The 19,333-nt window shown below is 32.8% G+C and carries 14 protein-coding genes and 1 pseudogene; 10 read left to right on the forward strand and 5 right to left on the reverse strand.

The features are described from left to right. The first annotated feature begins 42 nt into the window (after positions 1–42). From QVZ41_RS08870 to QVZ41_RS08880, 3 genes are all read left to right on the forward strand, one after another. On the forward strand, positions 43–507 hold the full coding sequence (locus QVZ41_RS08870; protein ID WP_302884213.1) for a MaoC family dehydratase: 465 nt from the start codon (positions 43–45) through the stop codon (positions 505–507). Next, entirely contained in the window at positions 507–779 is a 273-nt protein-coding gene (locus QVZ41_RS08875) for a hypothetical protein (protein WP_302884214.1), read from the forward strand. The genes QVZ41_RS08870 and QVZ41_RS08875 overlap by 1 nt, the downstream gene beginning before the upstream one ends. 111 nt (positions 780–890) lie before the next feature. Next, complete coding sequence (locus QVZ41_RS08880) at positions 891–3,317, forward strand: DUF4982 domain-containing protein (protein ID WP_302884215.1); 2,427 nt, start codon at positions 891–893, stop codon at positions 3,315–3,317. 59 nt (positions 3,318–3,376) lie between these two features. Here the strand turns inward: QVZ41_RS08880 and ygiD are convergent. The 3 genes and pseudogenes from ygiD to QVZ41_RS08895 form a co-directional block, all read right to left on the reverse strand. Further along, positions 3,377–4,208: pseudogene (gene ygiD, locus QVZ41_RS08885) on the reverse strand (4,5-DOPA-extradiol-dioxygenase). 37 nt (positions 4,209–4,245) lie between these two features. After that, positions 4,246–5,301, reverse strand: a complete 1,056-nt coding sequence (locus QVZ41_RS08890) for a sialidase family protein (protein ID WP_302884216.1) — start codon at positions 5,299–5,301, stop codon at positions 4,246–4,248. A 242-nt stretch (positions 5,302–5,543) separates the two neighbouring features. Beyond that, positions 5,544–6,842 carry a BNR repeat-containing protein gene (locus QVZ41_RS08895; RefSeq protein ID WP_302884217.1) on the reverse strand — a complete coding sequence of 433 codons (1,299 nt, stop codon included), beginning with the start codon at positions 6,840–6,842 and terminating at the stop codon, positions 5,544–5,546. A gap of 337 nt (positions 6,843–7,179) precedes the next feature. Here QVZ41_RS08895 and QVZ41_RS08900 point away from each other — a divergent pair, with 337 nt between their 5' ends. The 7 genes from QVZ41_RS08900 (at position 7,180) to QVZ41_RS08930 (ending at position 17,455) form a co-directional block, all read left to right on the forward strand. Further along, positions 7,180–7,590, forward strand: a complete 411-nt coding sequence (locus QVZ41_RS08900) for an HYC_CC_PP family protein (protein WP_302884218.1) — start codon at positions 7,180–7,182, stop codon at positions 7,588–7,590. Positions 7,591–7,693: 103 nt separating this feature from the next. Next, entirely contained in the window at positions 7,694–11,416 is a 3,723-nt protein-coding gene (locus QVZ41_RS08905) for an efflux RND transporter permease subunit (protein WP_302884219.1), read from the forward strand. After that, positions 11,413–12,627 carry a TolC family protein gene (locus tag QVZ41_RS08910; protein WP_302884220.1) on the forward strand — a complete coding sequence of 405 codons (1,215 nt, stop codon included), beginning with the start codon at positions 11,413–11,415 and terminating at the stop codon, positions 12,625–12,627. Before QVZ41_RS08905 ends, QVZ41_RS08910 begins: the two co-directional genes overlap by 4 nt. Continuing rightward, positions 12,624–13,181 carry an AraC family transcriptional regulator gene (locus QVZ41_RS08915; protein ID WP_302884221.1) on the forward strand — a complete coding sequence of 186 codons (558 nt, stop codon included), beginning with the start codon at positions 12,624–12,626 and terminating at the stop codon, positions 13,179–13,181. The genes QVZ41_RS08910 and QVZ41_RS08915 overlap by 4 nt, the downstream gene beginning before the upstream one ends. A 70-nt stretch (positions 13,182–13,251) precedes the next feature. Then, a complete protein-coding gene (locus QVZ41_RS08920; protein ID WP_302884222.1) occupies positions 13,252–15,765 on the forward strand; it encodes a heavy metal translocating P-type ATPase in 2,514 nt (837 codons plus the stop codon). A 1-nt stretch (position 15,766) separates the two neighbouring features. Further along, on the forward strand, positions 15,767–17,041 hold the full coding sequence (locus QVZ41_RS08925) for an efflux RND transporter periplasmic adaptor subunit (protein ID WP_302884223.1): 1,275 nt from the start codon (positions 15,767–15,769) through the stop codon (positions 17,039–17,041). A gap of 33 nt (positions 17,042–17,074) precedes the next feature. Beyond that, a complete protein-coding gene (locus QVZ41_RS08930) occupies positions 17,075–17,455 on the forward strand; it encodes a heavy-metal-associated domain-containing protein (protein WP_302884224.1) in 381 nt (126 codons plus the stop codon). Positions 17,456–17,489: 34 nt separating this feature from the next. Here QVZ41_RS08930 and QVZ41_RS08935 read toward each other — a convergent pair whose 3' ends face one another. Both QVZ41_RS08935 and QVZ41_RS08940 read right to left on the reverse strand, forming a co-directional pair. Further along, positions 17,490–19,028, reverse strand: a complete 1,539-nt coding sequence (locus QVZ41_RS08935) for a PepSY-associated TM helix domain-containing protein (protein ID WP_302884225.1) — start codon at positions 19,026–19,028, stop codon at positions 17,490–17,492. Between the two features lie 4 nt (positions 19,029–19,032). Next, positions 19,033–19,332, reverse strand: coding sequence for a hypothetical protein (locus tag QVZ41_RS08940; RefSeq protein ID WP_302884226.1), 300 nt, complete (start codon positions 19,330–19,332; stop codon positions 19,033–19,035). Position 19,333: the final 1 nt, after the last annotated feature.

Here is a 19,333-nt window from a genome sequence, read left to right on the forward strand (position 1 = left end):
AAAACCGTAAATTTGAGTTTCACAAAATAATAAAGTTAATTAATGGCACAAGTAATTATCAATAGCTTTGAAGATTTTAAAGCGTATGAGGGTAAAGAGATAGGAGTTTCAGAATATTTGGCAATCCCGCAAGATAGAATCAATCAATTTGCGGATGCAACTTTAGATCACCAATGGATTCATTGTGATGCTGAAAAAGCAAAAGAAGGTCCTTTTGGTACGCCTATAGCCCATGGTTACTTAACATTGTCTTTAATGCCTTATTTATGGGAACAAATTATAGAGGTAAACAACAGCAAAATGTTGGTGAATTACGGAATTGAAAAGTTAAGATTTAACAAGCCTGTTACTGTTGATAGTAAAGTTAGATTAAGAACCAAGTTAAAATCAATAGAAAATTTAAGAGGAATTTCTAAAGCCGTTCTTTCTATAAATATAGAAATTGAGGGAGAGAGAAAAACAGCTTTAGATGCTGATATTGTTTTCTTATATCATTTTGTGAATTAATGCATACTGAAGAAGAAATAAAACAATTGGTTCAAAAAAACATTCACCAGATTAAAATAAGTGAGTTTGTAACTGAAGGAGGTTGGCCTAATATTGATGAGGTAGATGTGGCTATATACAGTCAGAAAGAAATGGAAGGTGTGGAAACTATCCATTTACAAATATTGTACACGGTAGAAAAAGCTGGTTGTTGTTTTATTCCTGGAGGTGAAGAACAAAAGAGATTGTCTAAAATTGTCACCATTAGTAATAATCAGATTACAATTGTCTGAGTTGTTTTTAAAATATAGATAAGCCTGTTCTTTAATTAGAACAGGCTTTATTGTACAGGATAGTTTATTTTAAAATCTATTTTATATTGTGTCACAAAAATAAATTTTACAATGACAAAGTTTAAATCTTTTCTATTCACATTATTTATTCTCTCTCAAGTTTCTTTTTCTCAAGGAAGAAATGTTAGAGTATTAGATGTTAATTGGAAGTTTCAAAAAGGAGATGTTAAAAATGCTCAACAAGAAGCGTTTAACGATTCAAAATGGGAAAAAGTAACCGTTCCTCACGATTGGGCTATTTATGGACCTTTTGATAAAGAAGTAGACAAACAAACAGTTGCCATAGTGCAAAATGGTGAAAAAGAAGCTACTGAAAAAACGGGAAGAACAGGAGCTTTGCCTCACGTTGGTACCGCTTGGTACAGAAATAAATTTTCTATTTCTGAAGCTGATTTAACCAAAAAGACAATCATTCTTTTTGAAGGAGCTATGAGTGAACCTCAAGTGTATTTAAATGGAGAAAAGATTGGAGAATGGGCTTATGGTTACAGTTATTTTTATTTCAACATCTCTAAATTTCTTAAAAAAGGAGAGAATACTTTAGCGGTAAAATTAACTAATAAAGCGTTTGCTTCTCGTTGGTATCCTGGAGCTGGATTGTACAGAAAAGTAAGTTTAATTACTAAAAATAAAGAGAGCATTAATCAATGGGGAGCTTTTATCACCACTCCTTTTATTAGTAATGAGGAAGCAAAAGTAAATATCAAAACTAAAACATCTGTTTCAAACGGATCTTTGGTTACTACTATTTTTGATGCTGATGGAAAAAAGGTAAGTGTTGATACAACTACTTTAGAATTTGGAAAAGAATTTGATCAGAATATAAAGGTTAAAAATCCAAATTTGTGGAGTCCAGAAAATCCTTATTTATACAAAGCAGTCGCTCAATTATATGTTGGAAAAGATTTAAAAGATGAAGTAACTACTCGTTTTGGAATTAGAGAAATTAAGTACGAAGCTAACAAAGGGTTTAGTTTAAACGGAAAAGTAACCAAGTTTAAAGGAGTTTGTTTGCATCACGATTTAGGTCCTTTAGGAACGGCTATTAATAAAGCTGCTTTAAGACGTCAATTGACTATTTTAAAAGAAATGGGATGTAATGCCATCCGTAGTTCTCATAACATGCCCTCTTTTGAGCAGTTAGAGCTGTGTGATGAAATGGGATTTATGTTTTTGGCTGAAAGTTTTGACGAATGGGCAAAGGCAAAGGTAAAAAATGGATATCACAGATTTTTTAACGAATATGCTGAAAAAGACATTGTGAATTTGGTGCATGCTACTAGAAATCATCCGTCTATTGTCATGTGGAGTTCAGGTAATGAAGTGCCAGACCAGCATGGAGAAGCAGGAGTGAAACGTGCAAAATGGTTACAAGATATTTTCCATAGAGAAGATCCTACAAGACCAGTAACTGTTGGAATGGATCAAGTAAATTCAGTGATGAAATCTGGATTTGGAGCTTTGTTAGATGTGCCTGGGTTAAATTACAGAGTGCATTTATACGAGGAAGCAAATAAGAAATTTCCTCAAGGATTTATTTTAGGATCTGAAACTGCTTCAACGGTAAGTTCTAGAGGGATTTATAAATTTCCTGTAGTTCAGGAAAAAATGAAACAATATCCAGATTTTCAATCTTCTTCTTATGATTTAGAAGCGTGTAGTTGGTCTAATGTTCCGGATGAAGATTTTGTGTTACAAGATGATAAAGATTGGGTTATTGGAGAATTTGTTTGGACAGGTTTTGATTATTTAGGAGAACCGACACCATATGATACAAGTTGGCCGTCACGTAGTTCTTATTTTGGAATTAATGATTTGGCAGGTTTACCAAAAGATAGATATTATTTATACAGAAGTCGTTGGAACAAAGAGGCTGAGACTTTACATATTTTACCGCATTGGAATTGGGAAGGTAGAGAAGGAGAAGTAACGCCGGTTTTTGTATATACTAATTATGATAGTGCTGAACTTTTTATCAATGGAAAAAGTATGGGGGTTCAGAAAAAAAATAACAAAACCCCTCAAAACAGATATCGTTTGATGTGGATGGATGTTAAATATGAACCAGGAACCGTAAAGGTTGTTGCATTTGATAAAGATGGAAAAGCAGTAGCTCAAAAGGAAATTAAAACAGCAGGAAAGCCATATCAATTGGTTTTAAATCCGGATAGAAAAACCATCAAAGCCAATGGAAAAGATTTGTCTTATGTAACCGTTTCAGTGGTAGATAAAAATGGAGTTGTTTGTCCAACAGCTACCAATCAACTAAAGTTTAAAGTAAAAGGAAAAGGAACTTACAGAGCAGCTTGTAATGGAGATGCTACTTCTTTAGAGCAATTTCACTTACCAACCATGAAATTATTTAGTGGAAAATTAGTTGTGTTGGTACAATCTGAAAAAGAAGCGGGAAATATAGAATTAACAGTAACAGGAAAAGGATTAAAAACAGGAAAAGTAAGTTTGATTTCAGAGCATTAAAATAACTTAAGTAAATATTAAAAATTCCATTATATGTTAGCGTATAATGGAATTTTGTTTTATGCTATTTTGATGGAGGTCATAGAAAGAGAACCCCCCAACATATTGATCGTTAAAAATTGAAATTTCTTCATTTTTATTATCTTTTAAAGCCAAAGTATAAATCAAAGGCATATAATGTTCTGGTGTTGGAATAGACAAATTAAAAGCAGTTCCTTGTTTGTTAAAATTGATGAGGTCTTTGTGATTGTTATTCAAAATAAAATCTTTCATTTTTTCATTGGCTTCAATCGCCCAATCAAATCCATAGGAACCCGCATTCATTTTATCCCAAACAATTCTTCTTAGGTTATGAACCATATTTCCGCTTCCTACAATTAAGACTCCTTTGTGTCTAAGTTGTTGAATTTCCTTAGCTAAATCATAATGATATTGTGCAGGTTTAGAATAATCAATACTCATTTGAATTACAGGAATATCGGCATTTGGATATAAGTGTTTGATGACGCTCCATGCTCCGTGGTCTAATCCCCATTTGTCATCTAAACCAACTTCTGTTTGGGTAACTAAATTTTTGGTTTCCACAGCTAGTTCTGGACTTCCTGGAGCAGGATATTGTACGTCAAACAAGGCTTTAGGGAAACCACCAAAATCGTGAATTGTTGGTGGATGTTGCATAGCGGTAACAAAAGTTCCTTTGGTTTCCCAATGAGCAGAAATGCATAAAATAGCATTGGGTTTTGGCAATTCTTGTCCAAGCTTTCTAAAAGAGGCTACAAACTCATTTTCTTCAATAGCATTCATAGGACTTCCATGTCCTAGAAACAGCACAGGCATTTTAGGCGTATTGCTTAAAGAAGAGGTGATGTTTTTTAAATTTTGTAGACTCATTTGATATTTCTTAGATATGCATATTTGGTCGTCTCTTTTAATATAAAATATCAAAAGAAACGTGTTTGATGTATTTTCTGTTGTAAGTATATAAGATGTGAATTTTTTTATCAGAAGTTTGAATGATGGCCGGATAACTAAACTCACCTTCTGTTTGATGCTCTAAATCTAATAATTTTTTCCAGTTCAAGCCATTTCTAGAATACTCCACATCTAAGATGTTACGTCCATTAAACCAATCGGCACCTCTTGGTAAAGGATTATTTACCAGTAAAAAGAAGTTTTTACTTAAAGCAACACCGTCAATACCAGAATTAGAGTTTACCACGTTAATACTATCCATTTCAGACCACGTTTGTCCGTAATCACTTGACCAAGAGTTGATCACTTTATCGTGTTTACTTCTGCAAAGCATCTGAATTTTATTATCAGCATGGACTAAAAAAGTGGGTTGGATTACATCGAAATTAGCTTTATTATCAACCTTTGTTTTTTCCCAAGTTTTGGTAGATTCGATATAAGTTTCTACATGTACTCTCCAATTATCACTGGTGTTGCTTTCTGTACTACTACCACATAAAATCACTCCTGGAGTAACCTCTATAGGTTTGTTTTTAATAGGTCCTAAAAATCCATCAGGTAAATAAGTAGTTTTGCTCCAAGTTTGTCCGTCATCTTTAGAACTAATCATAGCACCAAACCATTCTCTAGGGTTTTTACCAACTTTATAAAACAGATACAAAACATTGCTTTTGCTTTTAAATAGTACTGGGTTCCAACAAGGTAGCGTGTCATTATTTTTCAACAAAGGTTTAACAATACATTTTGGTTTAGACCATTTTTGATTGATAAAATTAGAGGAGTAGATACCGACGTCTTTAGCACCCTCATAACTACCTCCAAACCAAGCAGCCATCAAATGGTTAGGACTCACTTCTTCTATAGTAGCAGAATGTGAGTTGTTGGTAACTGGTGGAGCTGCAATGTAAGTTTGTGTAATATTACTTATTAAAGGAGTTTTAATTGTTGTTTTACAAGAGATTAATAATGTTGTAATAAGAAACAGTGAAGGGTATTTAATTTTTAATTTCATGGGGTTATAAGTAAAATGAGCCACTAAATTAAGTATATTTTTTTTTAAAATATGAGCATTCAAACCATATTATTTGGTGTTTTTAAGAAATAAGAGAATCTTATAAAATAAGAGTGATTAATGAATAATAGATAATTAGATAACTTAATAAATGAGAAATAAATAATAGTAAATAATACAAAACCTCCTAAAGATTTGTCTTTAAGAGGTTTTGTATTAGGTATTTTGGTTCTATGTATAAGTTAAAATTTAACGTTATAAATTTCAACATTTTGAGCAGGCATATTTTGTAAAGTCTCTCCATCACCTTGTCCTACTTTTTGCACATATAAATTCAGTTTTTTCTTAGTTCTCCAAAGTTCTGTATCATAACTAGGTTCCCAACTATCTAAAGAATAATCAGTAATGGTTTTGGTTTCCCAAGAGGTTAATTCATCGTTGGTACTATAAGTCAATACCGCTTTGTTATCATATTCTATATCACGATAAATAAGCATGACTTTGGTTTTTCCTCTTTTGTTATTTACAATAACCTGTGGTCTAGAAATAGGAATTTTTTTAGTTCCACCACCTCCTAAAGTAAATGGCGTTTTACGGTTGGTCATGGCTGTGGTTTTCCATCCTTCTTTATTCTTGAAGATTAAAAAGAATTGAGGAACTGTTTCTCCTTTTTGGGTAAAGTAAGTTGCAATATATGGATTTCCATTTGCATCAGCATACATGGAAGTTTGGTTGATTAAGGTACTTTTTTGAGGAATAATAGAAACATATTCTGCCGATGCTTTGGTAATTGGCAAATTGTATTTTGTTCCATTAGATTTTTCCCAAGTCTTTCCAAAATCATTGGTTTTTGCATAACACATATCGTGGTTTGATGACACATCCCAAGTTTCTCTCCACACCCAAGAAATATGAAAAGTTCCGTTATTATCTAAAGTAGCCTGCCAATAAGCATTACGTTTGTCTTTACCATCAATTAAAGAAGAATGTACTCTTGTCCAATTTCCTTCTTTGGTATGATATCTATTAATGACCAAATTTCCGTGACCAGAACCTCCATCTCTATATAAGAAAAACAAATCACCATTAGGAAATTTGTAAAACTCAGGATAGGTAACAAAATTCTCATTTTCGCCAATCATGCTTTGTTGTTCAGAGAGTTCTAAACAATTTGGTTTTATAGATTTTGCATACAATAATTTGTTATTATGATGTCCCCACGAAACATGTAAATATCCTTTCCCATCTACAGTAAGACTAATGCTACAATGTGCATCCAATACATTTCCTTTGTATTGTGTCGTATGAACTTCCCACTTGTTAGATTTTTGTTTTCTTTTGGCCAATGTTAAAAAACCTTTAGCATCATAATAAGCTACATATTGATGTTTTTTATGAGAGATGACTGAGTTTTTTCTAAATACAGTTGCGTTTACTGAGTTTTGAGACCATCCTTTACCAACCACAGAAACTTGTGCTACAGATTTATGAAAAGGAATTAAAAGAAACAAAAACGATAAAATGAGATATTTAATTTTCATGCTTTTTAAATGATGTATTATATTTTTTAATAGGATGGGATTTTCCTGTTTGTTTAAGGGGAACAAACAAATATAAACAAAACAAGTAAGAGGGAAAGTAGGGGAATTGGTAAAATAAAGGGGAGGGAAATATGTTGGTTCAATTACCCCTTGTGTTTAGGGTTGATGCTAAAGATGCAAAAACAAAAGAAAAAAAATAGTTTAAAATTTAAACTATGCTATGAAGAAGAAAAGCTCAAACATACGTTTGGGCTTTTTGTATGTGCTTTTACCATAATTTAAGAGTTATAGATGATATTGTAATACCAATCATAAAATTTCATAACTTTGCAGTATTATGAAAAATAGTTTTCACAAATACCTGGCCGTTGTTTTAGCTCTTATTGTAGTCTTTTCTACAGTATCGGTTACGCTTACCATGCACTTTTGTGGAGAAAAAATATCTGATATAACTGTTTTACAAAATGTAAAAACATGTTGTACTGATACTCATGAATCTGATGGAATTACACAAGTATCTAAAAAAAGTTGTTGTTCTGATGTAAAAATCACCAAAGATTCACAAACTGAAATCCAGACTCAAAACACAGCGTTGAGTATCCATCAAAAAGTATTCTTTACTTCTTTTGTAACTGCTTATGTATTGTTGTTCGACAATCAAACCAAGCAAGACTTTAACTTTTTAGATTACTCACCACCTCTGGTTGTAAAGTCTATTTACAAGCTAGATGAGGTTTACCTTATTTGATTTTTTTATTTTTTAGAAGTTTAATCCTAATCTTAATTATAAGATTTAGGAAGTTTTATTTGTGCGTTAGGCACTAGTTTCTAATGAATAAAATCAAAAAATCATGCTGAATAAAAGCATCAAATTTTTAATAGAAAACAAATTGGTAGTATTCTTATTGCTACTCATATTTATAGGTTGGGGTATTATCAACGCTCCTTTTGGTTGGGATACCAAAATTTTACCTAGTAACCCTGTGGCGGTTGATGCCATTCCAGATATTGGAGAAAATCAACAAATAGTTTTTACCAAATGGGATGGAAGGTCTCCTCAAGATATCGAGGATCAAATTACCTACCCATTAACTACTTCCTTATTAGGAATTCCTGGAGTAAAAACCATTCGTAGTTCGTCTATGTTTGGTTTTTCCAGCATCTATATTATTTTTGATGAGGATGTTGAGTTTTATTGGAGTAGAAGCAGAATTTTAGAAAAATTAAATTCTTTGCCAAGTGGATTGTTGCCTAATGAAGTCAATCCAGCTTTGGGGCCTGATGCTACAGGATTGGGACAAGTATTTTGGTACACTTTAGAAGGTAGAGATAAAGATGGTAATGTCACCGGTGGTTGGGATTTACAAGAACTCCGCACCACACAAGATTATTACGTAAAATACGCTTTGTCATCAGCCAGTGGTGTTTCAGAAGTCGCTTCTATTGGTGGTTATGTACAAGAATATCAAATTGATGTACAACCAGAATTATTAAGACAATACAATATTGATTTGCAAACGGTGGTCAAAGCGGTTAAACAAAGCAATAAAGATATTGGAGCGCAAACTTTAGAAATTAATAAAGTTGAATATTTGGTTCGTGGTTTGGGCTATGTAAAATCTATTAGTGATATAGAAAATGCAGTAGTCACTTCTAAAGATTTTAGATCAATTAGAGTAAAAGATATTGCCAAAGTTCACTTAGGACCAGCAGCCCGTAGAGGAATTTTAGATAAAGAAGGTGCAGAGGTTGTAGGTGGAGTGGTGGTGGCTCGTTATGGTGCCAATCCATTAGAAGTCATCAACAATACAAAGGAAAAAATAAAAGAACTAAGTAAAGGGCTACCATCAAAAGTTTTAAAAGATGGAAGAACTTCTCAGTTAACCATTGTTCCTTTTTACGATCGTTCAGAACTAATTCAAGAAACCTTAGGGACTTTAAATGAAGCTTTAACCTTAGAGATTTTGATTACCATTTTGGTGATTGTAGTGATGGTCAATAATTTAAGAGCCTCTATTTTAATTTCTGGCTTGTTACCTGTGGCAGTCTTGATGGTTTTTGTAGCCATGAAAATATGTGGGATAGATGCCAATATTGTTGCCTTATCGGGAATTGCTATTGCCATTGGAACGATGGTAGATGTTGGAGTGATTTTATCTGAAAATATTATTAGACACTTAGATGAAAATAAAGAAAAGTTAGCAATAAATACAGTCGTTTACAATGCTACTAAAGAAATATCTGGAGCCATTGTAACAGCGGTTTTAACAACTATTATTAGTTTTATTCCAGTATTTACCATGATTGGTGCAGAGGGGAAATTGTTTAGACCTTTGGCTTTTACCAAAACTTTTGCCCTTACGGCTTCATTAATTGTAGCGTTGTTTCTTATTCCGCCATTTGCAGCGTATTTATTTAAAAAGACAGAAATCAAAAAAAAGGCTCAAAAAAGCATTCAGTTCTTGTTGTTAGTCATAGGTTTGGTTGGGGTGATTTATGGAACTTATTTAGGATTTGTATTGATAGGATTTGCCATCATTACCTTATTGAATTTGTTTGATAAAATAAAATCAAACTTAGTAAGTAAATTGCATATGTATTTGATTAGCATTACAATTGTGATTTTATTAACGGAGTTTTGGAGGCCTTTAGGAATTGACAAAAATTTATTTTTAAACTTCCTTTTTGTAGCCATCCTTTGTTTCGGAATTTTAGGTGTTTTTGCCTTGTTAAGAAAATATTACAGTGCTATTTTAACTTGGGCCTTACATCACAAAATTTTGTTTTTAAGCATTCCAACCACCATTGTAATTTGTGGTTTTATAATTATGAAAAATACAGGAAAAGAGTTTATGCCTTCTTTAAACGAAGGTTCTTTTTTACTGATGCCAACGTCTATGCCTCATGCAGGTGTTGAAGAAAACAAACGAGTGTTACAGCAATTAGACATGGCGGTAGCAAATATCCCCGAAATTGAAACGGTAGTAGGAAAAGCAGGGAGAACAGAGTCTTCTTTAGATCCTGCTCCTTTGTCTATGTATGAAAATATCATTCAATACAAATCAGAATATCAATTAAATAGTCAAGGGAAAAGACAGAAATATAAGATTGATGAAAATGATTTTTTTGTGTTAAAAAGTGGGAGGTTAGCTACGGATGGAAGTGAAAAGTTTAAAGACATCCAAGGTTCAAAATATGCATCTTTTGTAAATAAAGATGAATTGATTCCTGACGAAGATGGAGCGTTTTATAGAAATTGGAGAACCAATATCAAATCCCCAGATGATATTTGGAATGAAATTGTAAAAGTGACTAAATTACCTGGAGTTACATCAGCTCCTAAATTACAACCTATAGAAACTCGTTTGGTGATGTTGCAAACAGGAATGAGAGCTCCTATGGGAATTAAGGTAAAAGGAAATAATTTAAAAGAAATTCAAGCTTTTGGAGAACAATTAGAAACGATTTTAAAAGAAGCTGAAGGTGTAAAAAAAGAAGCAGTTTTTGCAGATAGAATTGTAGGGAAGCCGTATTTATTGATTGACATTGATAGAGAAAAAATTGCTCGTTACGGAGTGTCTATAGAAGAGGTGCAAGAAGTTTTAAAAGTAGCTGTTGGCGGTATGGAAATTACTCAGACAGTTGAAGGTAGAGAACGTTATGGCGTGAGAGTAAGATACCCTAGAGAGTTAAGATCAAATCCAGAAGATTTAAAGAAGATTTACATTCCTGTAGCGAGTGGAAAACCAGTTCCGTTGAGCGAAATGGCAAGCATTAGGTATGAGCAAGGACCACAAGTGATTAAAAGTGAGGATACTTTTTTGGTAGGTTATGTATTGTTTGATAAACAAGACGGTTTTGCAGAAACCAATGTGGTAGAAAATGCTCAGGATTTGATTCAACAAAAAATTGATTCGGGAAGTTTAACTGTTCCTAAAGGAATTAGTTATCAATTTACAGGGACATACGAAAATCAGGTAAGAGCAGAAAAAACCTTATCTTTTGTAGTGCCTTTGGCTTTGTTAATTATTTTCTTGATTTTGTATTTCCAGTTCAAATCAGTAGCAACTTCTTTCATGGTGTTTACAGGAATTACCGTGGCTTTTGCCGGAGGATTTATCATGCTTTGGTTGTATGGTCAAGATTGGTTTTTAAACTTCAGCTTTTTTGGAGAAAACATTCGTGATTTGTTCAATATGAAAACCATCAATTTAAGTGTGGCGGTTTGGGTAGGTTTTATTGCTTTGTTTGGAATTGCTACCGATGATGGTGTGGTGATGGCTACTTATTTAACCCAAACTTTTGATAAAAACAATCCTACTACGATTCAAGAAGTCCGAGCTTCTGCCATGTTTGCAGCAGAAAAAAGAATCAGACCTTGTTTGATGACTACCGTGACGACCATTTTGGCATTATTACCAGTATTGACTTCTACAGGTCGTGGAAGTGATATTATGATTCCTATGGCCATTCCAAGTTTTGGAGGAATGATTATAGATATCACCTCCTATTTTATTGTACCAGTGTTGTTTAGCTGGAGAAAAGAAGTTCAACTTAAAAAAATGTTAAAATGAAAAATATAGCTATTATTTTGTTTTTCACTTTTCACTTCGCAAGTGGACAAGATTTGCAATCATATATTTCAGAGGCTTTACAAAACAATCCAACCATTCAGAAGTTTGAATTGAAGCATGAGTTGATGCAAGAAAAAACCAATGAAGTTAACAGTATTCCAAACACAGAATTTGGTGTAGGTTATTTTGTGAGCAAGCCAGAAACTAGGGTGGGAGCACAAGATTTTAAACTGTCTGCAAAGCAAATGTTTCCTTGGTTTGGAACCATTACTTCTAGACAAAATTATGCAAATTCCGTAGCAGCAGTTTCTTTTGAAGATATTGCCATCGCCAAGAGAAAATTGGTGTCAGAAGTATATCAATCTTATTATAATTTATACACGCTTAAAGAAAAAAATAATATTGTTGATGAAAATTTAGAACTGTTAAAAGTATATGAAACCATGGCCTTGGCCTCTGTAGAATCAGGAAAAGCAACAGCAGTACAAGTGCTAAGAATTCAGATGAGAGAAAATGAATTGATTGCTTTAAAACAAGAGTTGTTAGAAACTTTTGCATCGGAAAAAACGGTTTTTGCCAAATTATTGAACAGAAGTCATCCTGATGGTATTTCAGTCGTTGATACATTGTTTATTCCAAAAGAAGAAATGGTTGTGTTAGATTCTTTAAGTATTCACCCAGAGTTGGTTAAGTTTGATAAATTATATACTTCTGTGGAAAAATCAGAATTATTGAATCAAAAAGACAAAGCACCTATGATTGGTGTTGGTTTGGATTATATATCGGTCACAGAAAGACCCAATATGACTTTGGCAGACAATGGAAAAGATATTTTAATGCCTATGCTAACGGTGTCAATTCCTATTTTTAATAAAAAATACAGTTCTAAAACCAAGCAAAATGAGTTAGCTCAGCAAGAAATTTTATCTCAAAAAAACGAAAGACAAAATGAGTTAGAAAGCTTGTTAAGTAAAGCAGTACACGAAAAAGCATCGGCAAGAATTAATTATGAAATGCAAGTAGAGAACATCACCAAAACTAGAAATGCCGAAGAAATTCTCATCAAAAAATATGAGACAGAAAATATTGATTTTTATGAGGTGTTAGATTTACAACAATTGCAATTAAAGTTTCAAATGAATCAGATAGAAGCTTTGAGAAAGTACTTTATGGCAGAGACCATCATTAACTATTTAAGTGCTAAAAAATGAGAAAACATCTTTACATAAAAAACATGGTTTGCGATCGATGTAAATCTACCTTAAAGAATGAAATCGAAAAGTTAGGGGTTCATATTTATAGTATTGAATTAGGTGAGATTTTGATTGATGAGGTGGAAGATACCGTTTTGACTCAAATAGAAAATGCTATCAAAAAAAACGGTTTTGAATTGGTTAAAGAAGAATCAGATTTGTTGATAGAGCAAATCAAAGCCATTTTAATTGAACGATTAGAGAAAGGAGTGGATGCAAATTTATCAGAAGAAATTGCTTTAAAACTTCACAAAGATTATTCGTGGGTAAGTAAGTTGTTTAGTAAAAAAATGGGGATGACGATAGAGAAGTTTTACATCAATTTAAAAATAGAAAAAGCCAAGGAATATTTGCAATTGAGCGATTTAAATTTTTCGGAAATTGCTTATGGTTTGAACTATAAATCTAGCAGTCATTTGGCAAAACAATTTAAATCTATTACAGGAATGTCTATGAGTGAATATAAAAATTCAAAGCAATGGAATAGGAAAAATTTTGACAAAATTATATAAACATTTACCAGAATGGTCATAAGAGATTAGCGTATCGATGTATAACTTTATATAATAAAAGATGAACGAGATGATACATACTTACCATATAAAAGGAATGAGTTGTAATGGTTGTAAAAATCATGTGCAAGAAGCTTTAAACACTGTAAATGGAGTAAAAAAAGCTACGGTAGATTTAGAGCAAGCCACAGCAACCATAGAAATGGAAAGGCATATTAAACTACAGACTTTTCAAGAAAAATTGAGTAGTACTGGGAATTATAGCATTCATTTACTAGAAGAAAAAACAGCTTGTTGTTCCTCTGCACGTGAAGAGGCATCAGAAAAAATCAAAGAAAAACAAAAAGGAAAAGGAACAGGTGTTTATTATTGTCCAATGCATTGTGAAGGAGATAAAACCTATGACAAAGCAGGAGATTGTCCTGTTTGCGGAATGGATTTGGTAGAAGAGGTAAGTTTGGAAAATAAAGCAAGTCAATTTACCTGTCCTATGCATCCAGAAGTGATGAGTGATGAACCTAGTGCTTGTCCAAAATGTGGAATGGATTTGGTTCCTGTAGAAGCAGATGTTTCTGAGGAAGAGAAAACCTATAAAAAGTTGTTACATAAATTTTGGATTGCAGTAGGATTTACGTTACCAATATTCATGATTGCAATGTCAGACATGTTGAATAAGAATCCGTTGTACACTATTTTTTCTCAAAAAACATGGAATTATTTTCAATTAATATTTTCTATTCCTGTTGTTTTTTATGCTACTTGGATGTTTTTTGAACGTGCCTACAAATCCATCAAAACCATGAATTTAAACATGTTTACTTTGGTGGGGATTGGTTCTGGAATTGCGTGGTTATTTAGTTTGGTGGCTTTGTTTATACCCAATGTTTTTCCGAATGAATTTAAAACAGTTGAAGGAAATGTATATGTGTATTTTGAAGCGACTACCGTCATTTTAACCTTGGTTTTGTTAGGGCAATTGTTAGAAGCAAGAGCTCATAGTAAAACCAATGGAGCCATTAAAGCCTTGTTAAAATTAGTGCCTGCAACGGCAACTTTGGTTAAAGATGGAGAAGACAAAACCATTGCCATTGATAAAATTAACAAAGGCGATGTGTTAAGAGTAAAACCAGGAGAGAAAATACCTGTAGATGGATTTATTTCTAAAGGACAAACCTCTGTAGACGAATCTATGATTACAGGAGAACCTATTCCTGTAGATAAAAAAGAAGAGGACAAAGTAAGTGCAGGAACCATTAATGGGAATACTTCGTTTTTAATGACAGCTGAAAAAGTGGGTGGAGATACTTTGTTGTCTCAAATTATTCACATGGTAAACAATGCGAGTAAATCCAAAGCACCTATACAGAAATTGGCAGATAGAATTTCCAAATATTTTGTGCCAATTGTGATTGCTGCTTCCCTTATCACTTTTGTGATTTGGGCTATTTACGGACCAGAACCGGCTTATGTTTATGCTTTTGTAAATGCCATTGCCGTATTAATTATTGCTTGTCCTTGTGCTTTAGGATTGGCCACTCCAATGTCTGTAATGGTCGGTGTAGGTAGAGGAGCACAATCTGGAGTGTTAATTAAAAATGCGGAAGCTTTAGAAAAAATGAATAAAGTAGATGTGTTAATTGTTGATAAAACAGGAACTATTACAGAAGGAAAACCATCAGTAGAAAATGTAGTGGTTTTTGAAGAGTCAAGAAAAGAAAACATTACCATGATGATTGCTTCCTTAAATCAATACAGTGAGCATTCTTTGGCAACTGCTGTGGTAGATTATGCTAAAGATCAACACATAAAATTAGTAGAAGTAGAAGATTTTGATGCTATTTCAGGAAAAGGAGTGCTTGGTAAGATTGATAAAAAACAGGTAGCCTTAGGAAACGATCGTTTGTTGGCACAATTGTCCATTGAAATTCCAAAAGAGATTCAAGAGCAAGTAGTTGAAAAACAAGAGCAAGGTAAAACGGTTTCATATATTGCTATAGATAAAAAAATAGTTGGATTTGTAGTTATTTATGATGTCATTAAAAAAAGCAGTAAACAAGCCATTACGACTTTACAAAACAAAGGAATTGAAGTGATCATGTTAACGGGGGATAATATAAACACAGCTAAATCAGTAGCGGAAACCTTAAACTTAAAACATTTTAAAGCTTCTTGTTTGCCAGAGGATAAATTGAATGAAATTAAAAAATACCAAGAGCAAGGAAAAATAGTGGCCATGGCGGGTGATGGAATTAATGATGCTCCTGCGTTGGCACAAGCTGATATAGGAATTGCTATGGGAACAGGAACTGATGTGGCGATTGAAAGTGCAACGATTACTTTGGTAAAAGGGGATTTAGATGGCATTGTAAAAGCCAAAGAATTAAGTACAGGCGTACTTAAAAATATCAAAGAGAATTTGTTTTTTGCCTTTGTTTATAATGTGATTGGAGTGCCTGTAGCGGCTGGAGTTTTATATCCATTTTTTGGCTTGTTATTATCGCCTATGATTGCAGCAGTGGCCATGAGTTTTAGTTCAGTATCGGTAATTACAAATGCCTTAAGATTAAGAAATTTAAAAATTTAAAATGAAAAAATACGTTGTATACATATTGCTTATAGCATTAGGAGTGTTATTAGGTAGAGTGTTGTTTAGTGTAACAAATAATAATACAGAAAAACATGAGCATTCTTCTGTAAAACATGAAAAACAAATGTGGACTTGTTCCATGGATCCTAGTGTGATGAAATCTGAACCTGGAGATTGTCCTATTTGTGGTATGGATTTAATTCCAATAACTGTTAGTGATGAAGAGGAGGAAGCAATAAATCCCAATCAATTTAAAATGACAAAAAACGCCATAGCTTTGGCAGATGTTGAAACCATAGTAGTTGGAAATAGTCAAAGAGAGGAGAAAAATGTTGTTTTGTCTGGATTGATTTCAGAAAACAAAGACAAAACAGCCACACAATCTGCCCATTTTGATGGACGTATTGAAAAATTATATGTTAGCTCATTAGGACAGATGGTTACCAAAGGTCAACCTGTTGCAGAGGTGTATGCTCCAGAGTTGATTACGGCTCAACAAGAATTAATCATAGCAGCTAAAACTAAAGACAATCAACCATTATTATATAATGCAGTAAGAAATAAATTTAAAAATTGGCAGATACACACTCATCAGTTAGATGAGATTGAAAAAAACGGAAAAGTAAAAACCAATTTAATGATTTATGCCCATGTGTCTGGAGTAATCACAGAAATTTCGGTTGATCTTGGAGGACATATTATGACGGGGAAACCTATTTTTAAAGTGGCTGATTTAAGTACCGTTTGGGCAAATTTTGATGTGTATGAAAATCAATTGTCATTGTTTAAAGTGGGACAAGAAATTGACATTACCACCAAATCTGCTCAAGGAAAAACAGTCAAAGGAAAGGTTGATTTTATCGATCCTATTTTAGATGAACGAACAAGAACGGTAAGTTTAAGAGTGGTGATGGATAACAAAAATAGATTATTAAAACCTGGAATGTTTGTTGAAGGAACTATTGAAAATCATATGGAAGCATCTCAACAAATACAAGTTCCAGAAACGGCTGTGTTGTGGACCGGAAAAAGATCTATTGTGTATGTGAAAGTTGAAAATGAAGCTCCTGTTTTTGAGTTGAGAGAAGTGACTTTGGGAAGTAAAGTAGGAAACTATTATATTATTTTAGACGGACTACATAGTGGTGAAGAAATTGTAAGTAAAGGAACTTTTACCATTGATGCTGCTGCACAGTTGCAAGGAAAAAAATCGATGATGAATTCCGATGGAGATACCGATTCAAGCTCCCATGAAATGCATATGAATCATTAAATAAAAATCAATAACTTTTAAATAAAAATAAAAATGAGAAAATTAGTTTTAAGTGCCTTATTTATAGGCTTGATGACAGTAGTAAGTTGTGGAAGCAAATCAGAAAAAAAAGCAGCTGTAGTAAGTGAGAATACCACAAGTATGAATGTAGGTGTTCGTGGTAATTGTGCCATGTGTAAACATACCATAGAAACGGCAGCTAAAGATGTAGATGGAGTAGTAACAGCGGATTGGAGTGTTGAAAAGAAAAAGATTGAAGTAAGTTATGACAAAACAAAAACCAACCAAGCAGCAATAGAAAAAGCCATTGCTGAGTCTGGTTACGATACTGAAAATGTAGCAAGTAACGGGGCTTCGTATGAAAAGTTACCAGGTTGTTGTCAGTACGACCACAGTATGGAAATGAATCAATAATTATAAAGGCGATATTATTAAATATCGCCTTTTTTTATTTCTTTAATTTGCTACCAACCCAAAGTGTGATAAGTGATAAACAAATCCAAAAAACATCTATAAAAAATAATTGATATTGATGATTTTGAAATGTATTCCAAATCCAATTTCCTGTACAAATACCATTAGCAACAGGAATACATAAACCTATATAACTTCCTAGTTTTAAAGTCCACTTATTAGTAAAGTAGATATCTTTTTTTACAATGAAAAATACGGTAAATAACAGCCATCCTATAAAGTAAAATGTATAAATAAAAGATTGACTCATAGATGCAGCAAATACTTTAACCACAATAAAAGACAATGCAGTAATAGGATACATACTTAAGCAAATAGCTAAGTAAACAATTACTACTTTTTTGTTAAAGCGTTTTCTTTTTTCGGGCACATTCTTTTTATCTCTGGCAATCAACCAAATCATGACTCCAGAAATAATCACAAAACAAGAAGTCAATCCCAGTAAAAAACTGATGATTTTTAGCAAATAGCCACCATAATCAGCAAAATGAATTCTATAAAGAATACTCTTAACACTCTCTAAATAAGAAGTTGTTTCTTCTGGTTTTTTCTGAAATACAACTTTCTGACTGGTTACGTTGTAAGTTATTTTTCCAAATCCATTAAATTTTAAACTTCTATCTGAATGTCCTTCAAAAGTGATATGTTCATTAGTATCTCCAAAATTTTGAATCAATATTTTAGTAACGTTAAAAGAAGGCCATTGTTTTTGTAGCTCCTTTAAATAAAGGTTGTAATCAACTACTTTTTCTGTTTTTTGTTGATGAAAAGTGTAATCGGTAGGAGTATAGCCCAAATCTTCATACAATTCTTGTTGATTTCCATTGTAAATCACCATCACATTGGGAGCCACCAAAAGTAATTTAATCATAAAAAAAGCTCCGGTAACGGCATAAACAAATTGAAAAGGCAAACCTATCATTCCTAAAGCAGTATGGGCATCTGTCCACATAGCTTTTAATTTTGCCAAAGGTCTAAATACATAAAAATTAGAAATGATTTTTTTCCAGTGAATTAAGACCCCTGTAATGATGGCAAATAAGAAAAAGAAAGCCGTAAAACCTGATAAATAATAACCTACAGGATATTTAATTTGCGCTAAAAAATGCAATCGATATAAAAATTCTCCTAAAGAATAAGAGTCGATATAGTTGTGTTGACTAAAATTTTGAGTATCTAAATAAAAGAAAGCACTTTGCTTGGCTTCTTTAGTTGCCAAAGTATCTTTGGTAGCAGAAATGGAAACATTTACCCTTCTTTCATGTCCGTGTTTTACAAAAGTCACATCACTCCCAAATAGACTTTTAGTTTTCTGAATGGTATCAATTGCTTGGTTGATGTCAAAAGAAATATTTTCGGAAACTTTTGTGCTTTCATTTCTTTCCCAATTAATGATATCATCTCTAAAAAAAGAAAAAGACCCCGCAAAAAAGATGATGTATAAAACCACACTAATTACAATTCCGCTAACGGTGTGTGTGTGAAATAAAATATTGTGTTTTCTATTATCCATAAATTTATTGAATAGGAAAGTAAAGCTTACTTAAGTAAATAATACTAGAAAAGATGAAAGAAATGAAAAGATAGATTCCCCAAATTTTCCATCCATTTTTTGCTAAAAAAGCTAAAACTAACAAAGTTGTCCAAAGAATAAAGCCCGTAAAAGTTGCTGTAATAATTACGTTTACGTGGTTAAACCAATAACAAATAGCTAAATGAAAGGTGATGCTAACAAGATAACCTCCTAAAATTCCTGCTGATATTTTTGCAAAACGTTGCCAGTTGGATGCGGTTAAATATTTTGGATTTGCAGGCATT

The sequence above is a fragment of the Wenyingzhuangia gilva genome (genome assembly GCF_030519655.1).
Taxonomy (GTDB): domain Bacteria; phylum Bacteroidota; class Bacteroidia; order Flavobacteriales; family Flavobacteriaceae; genus Wenyingzhuangia; species Wenyingzhuangia gilva.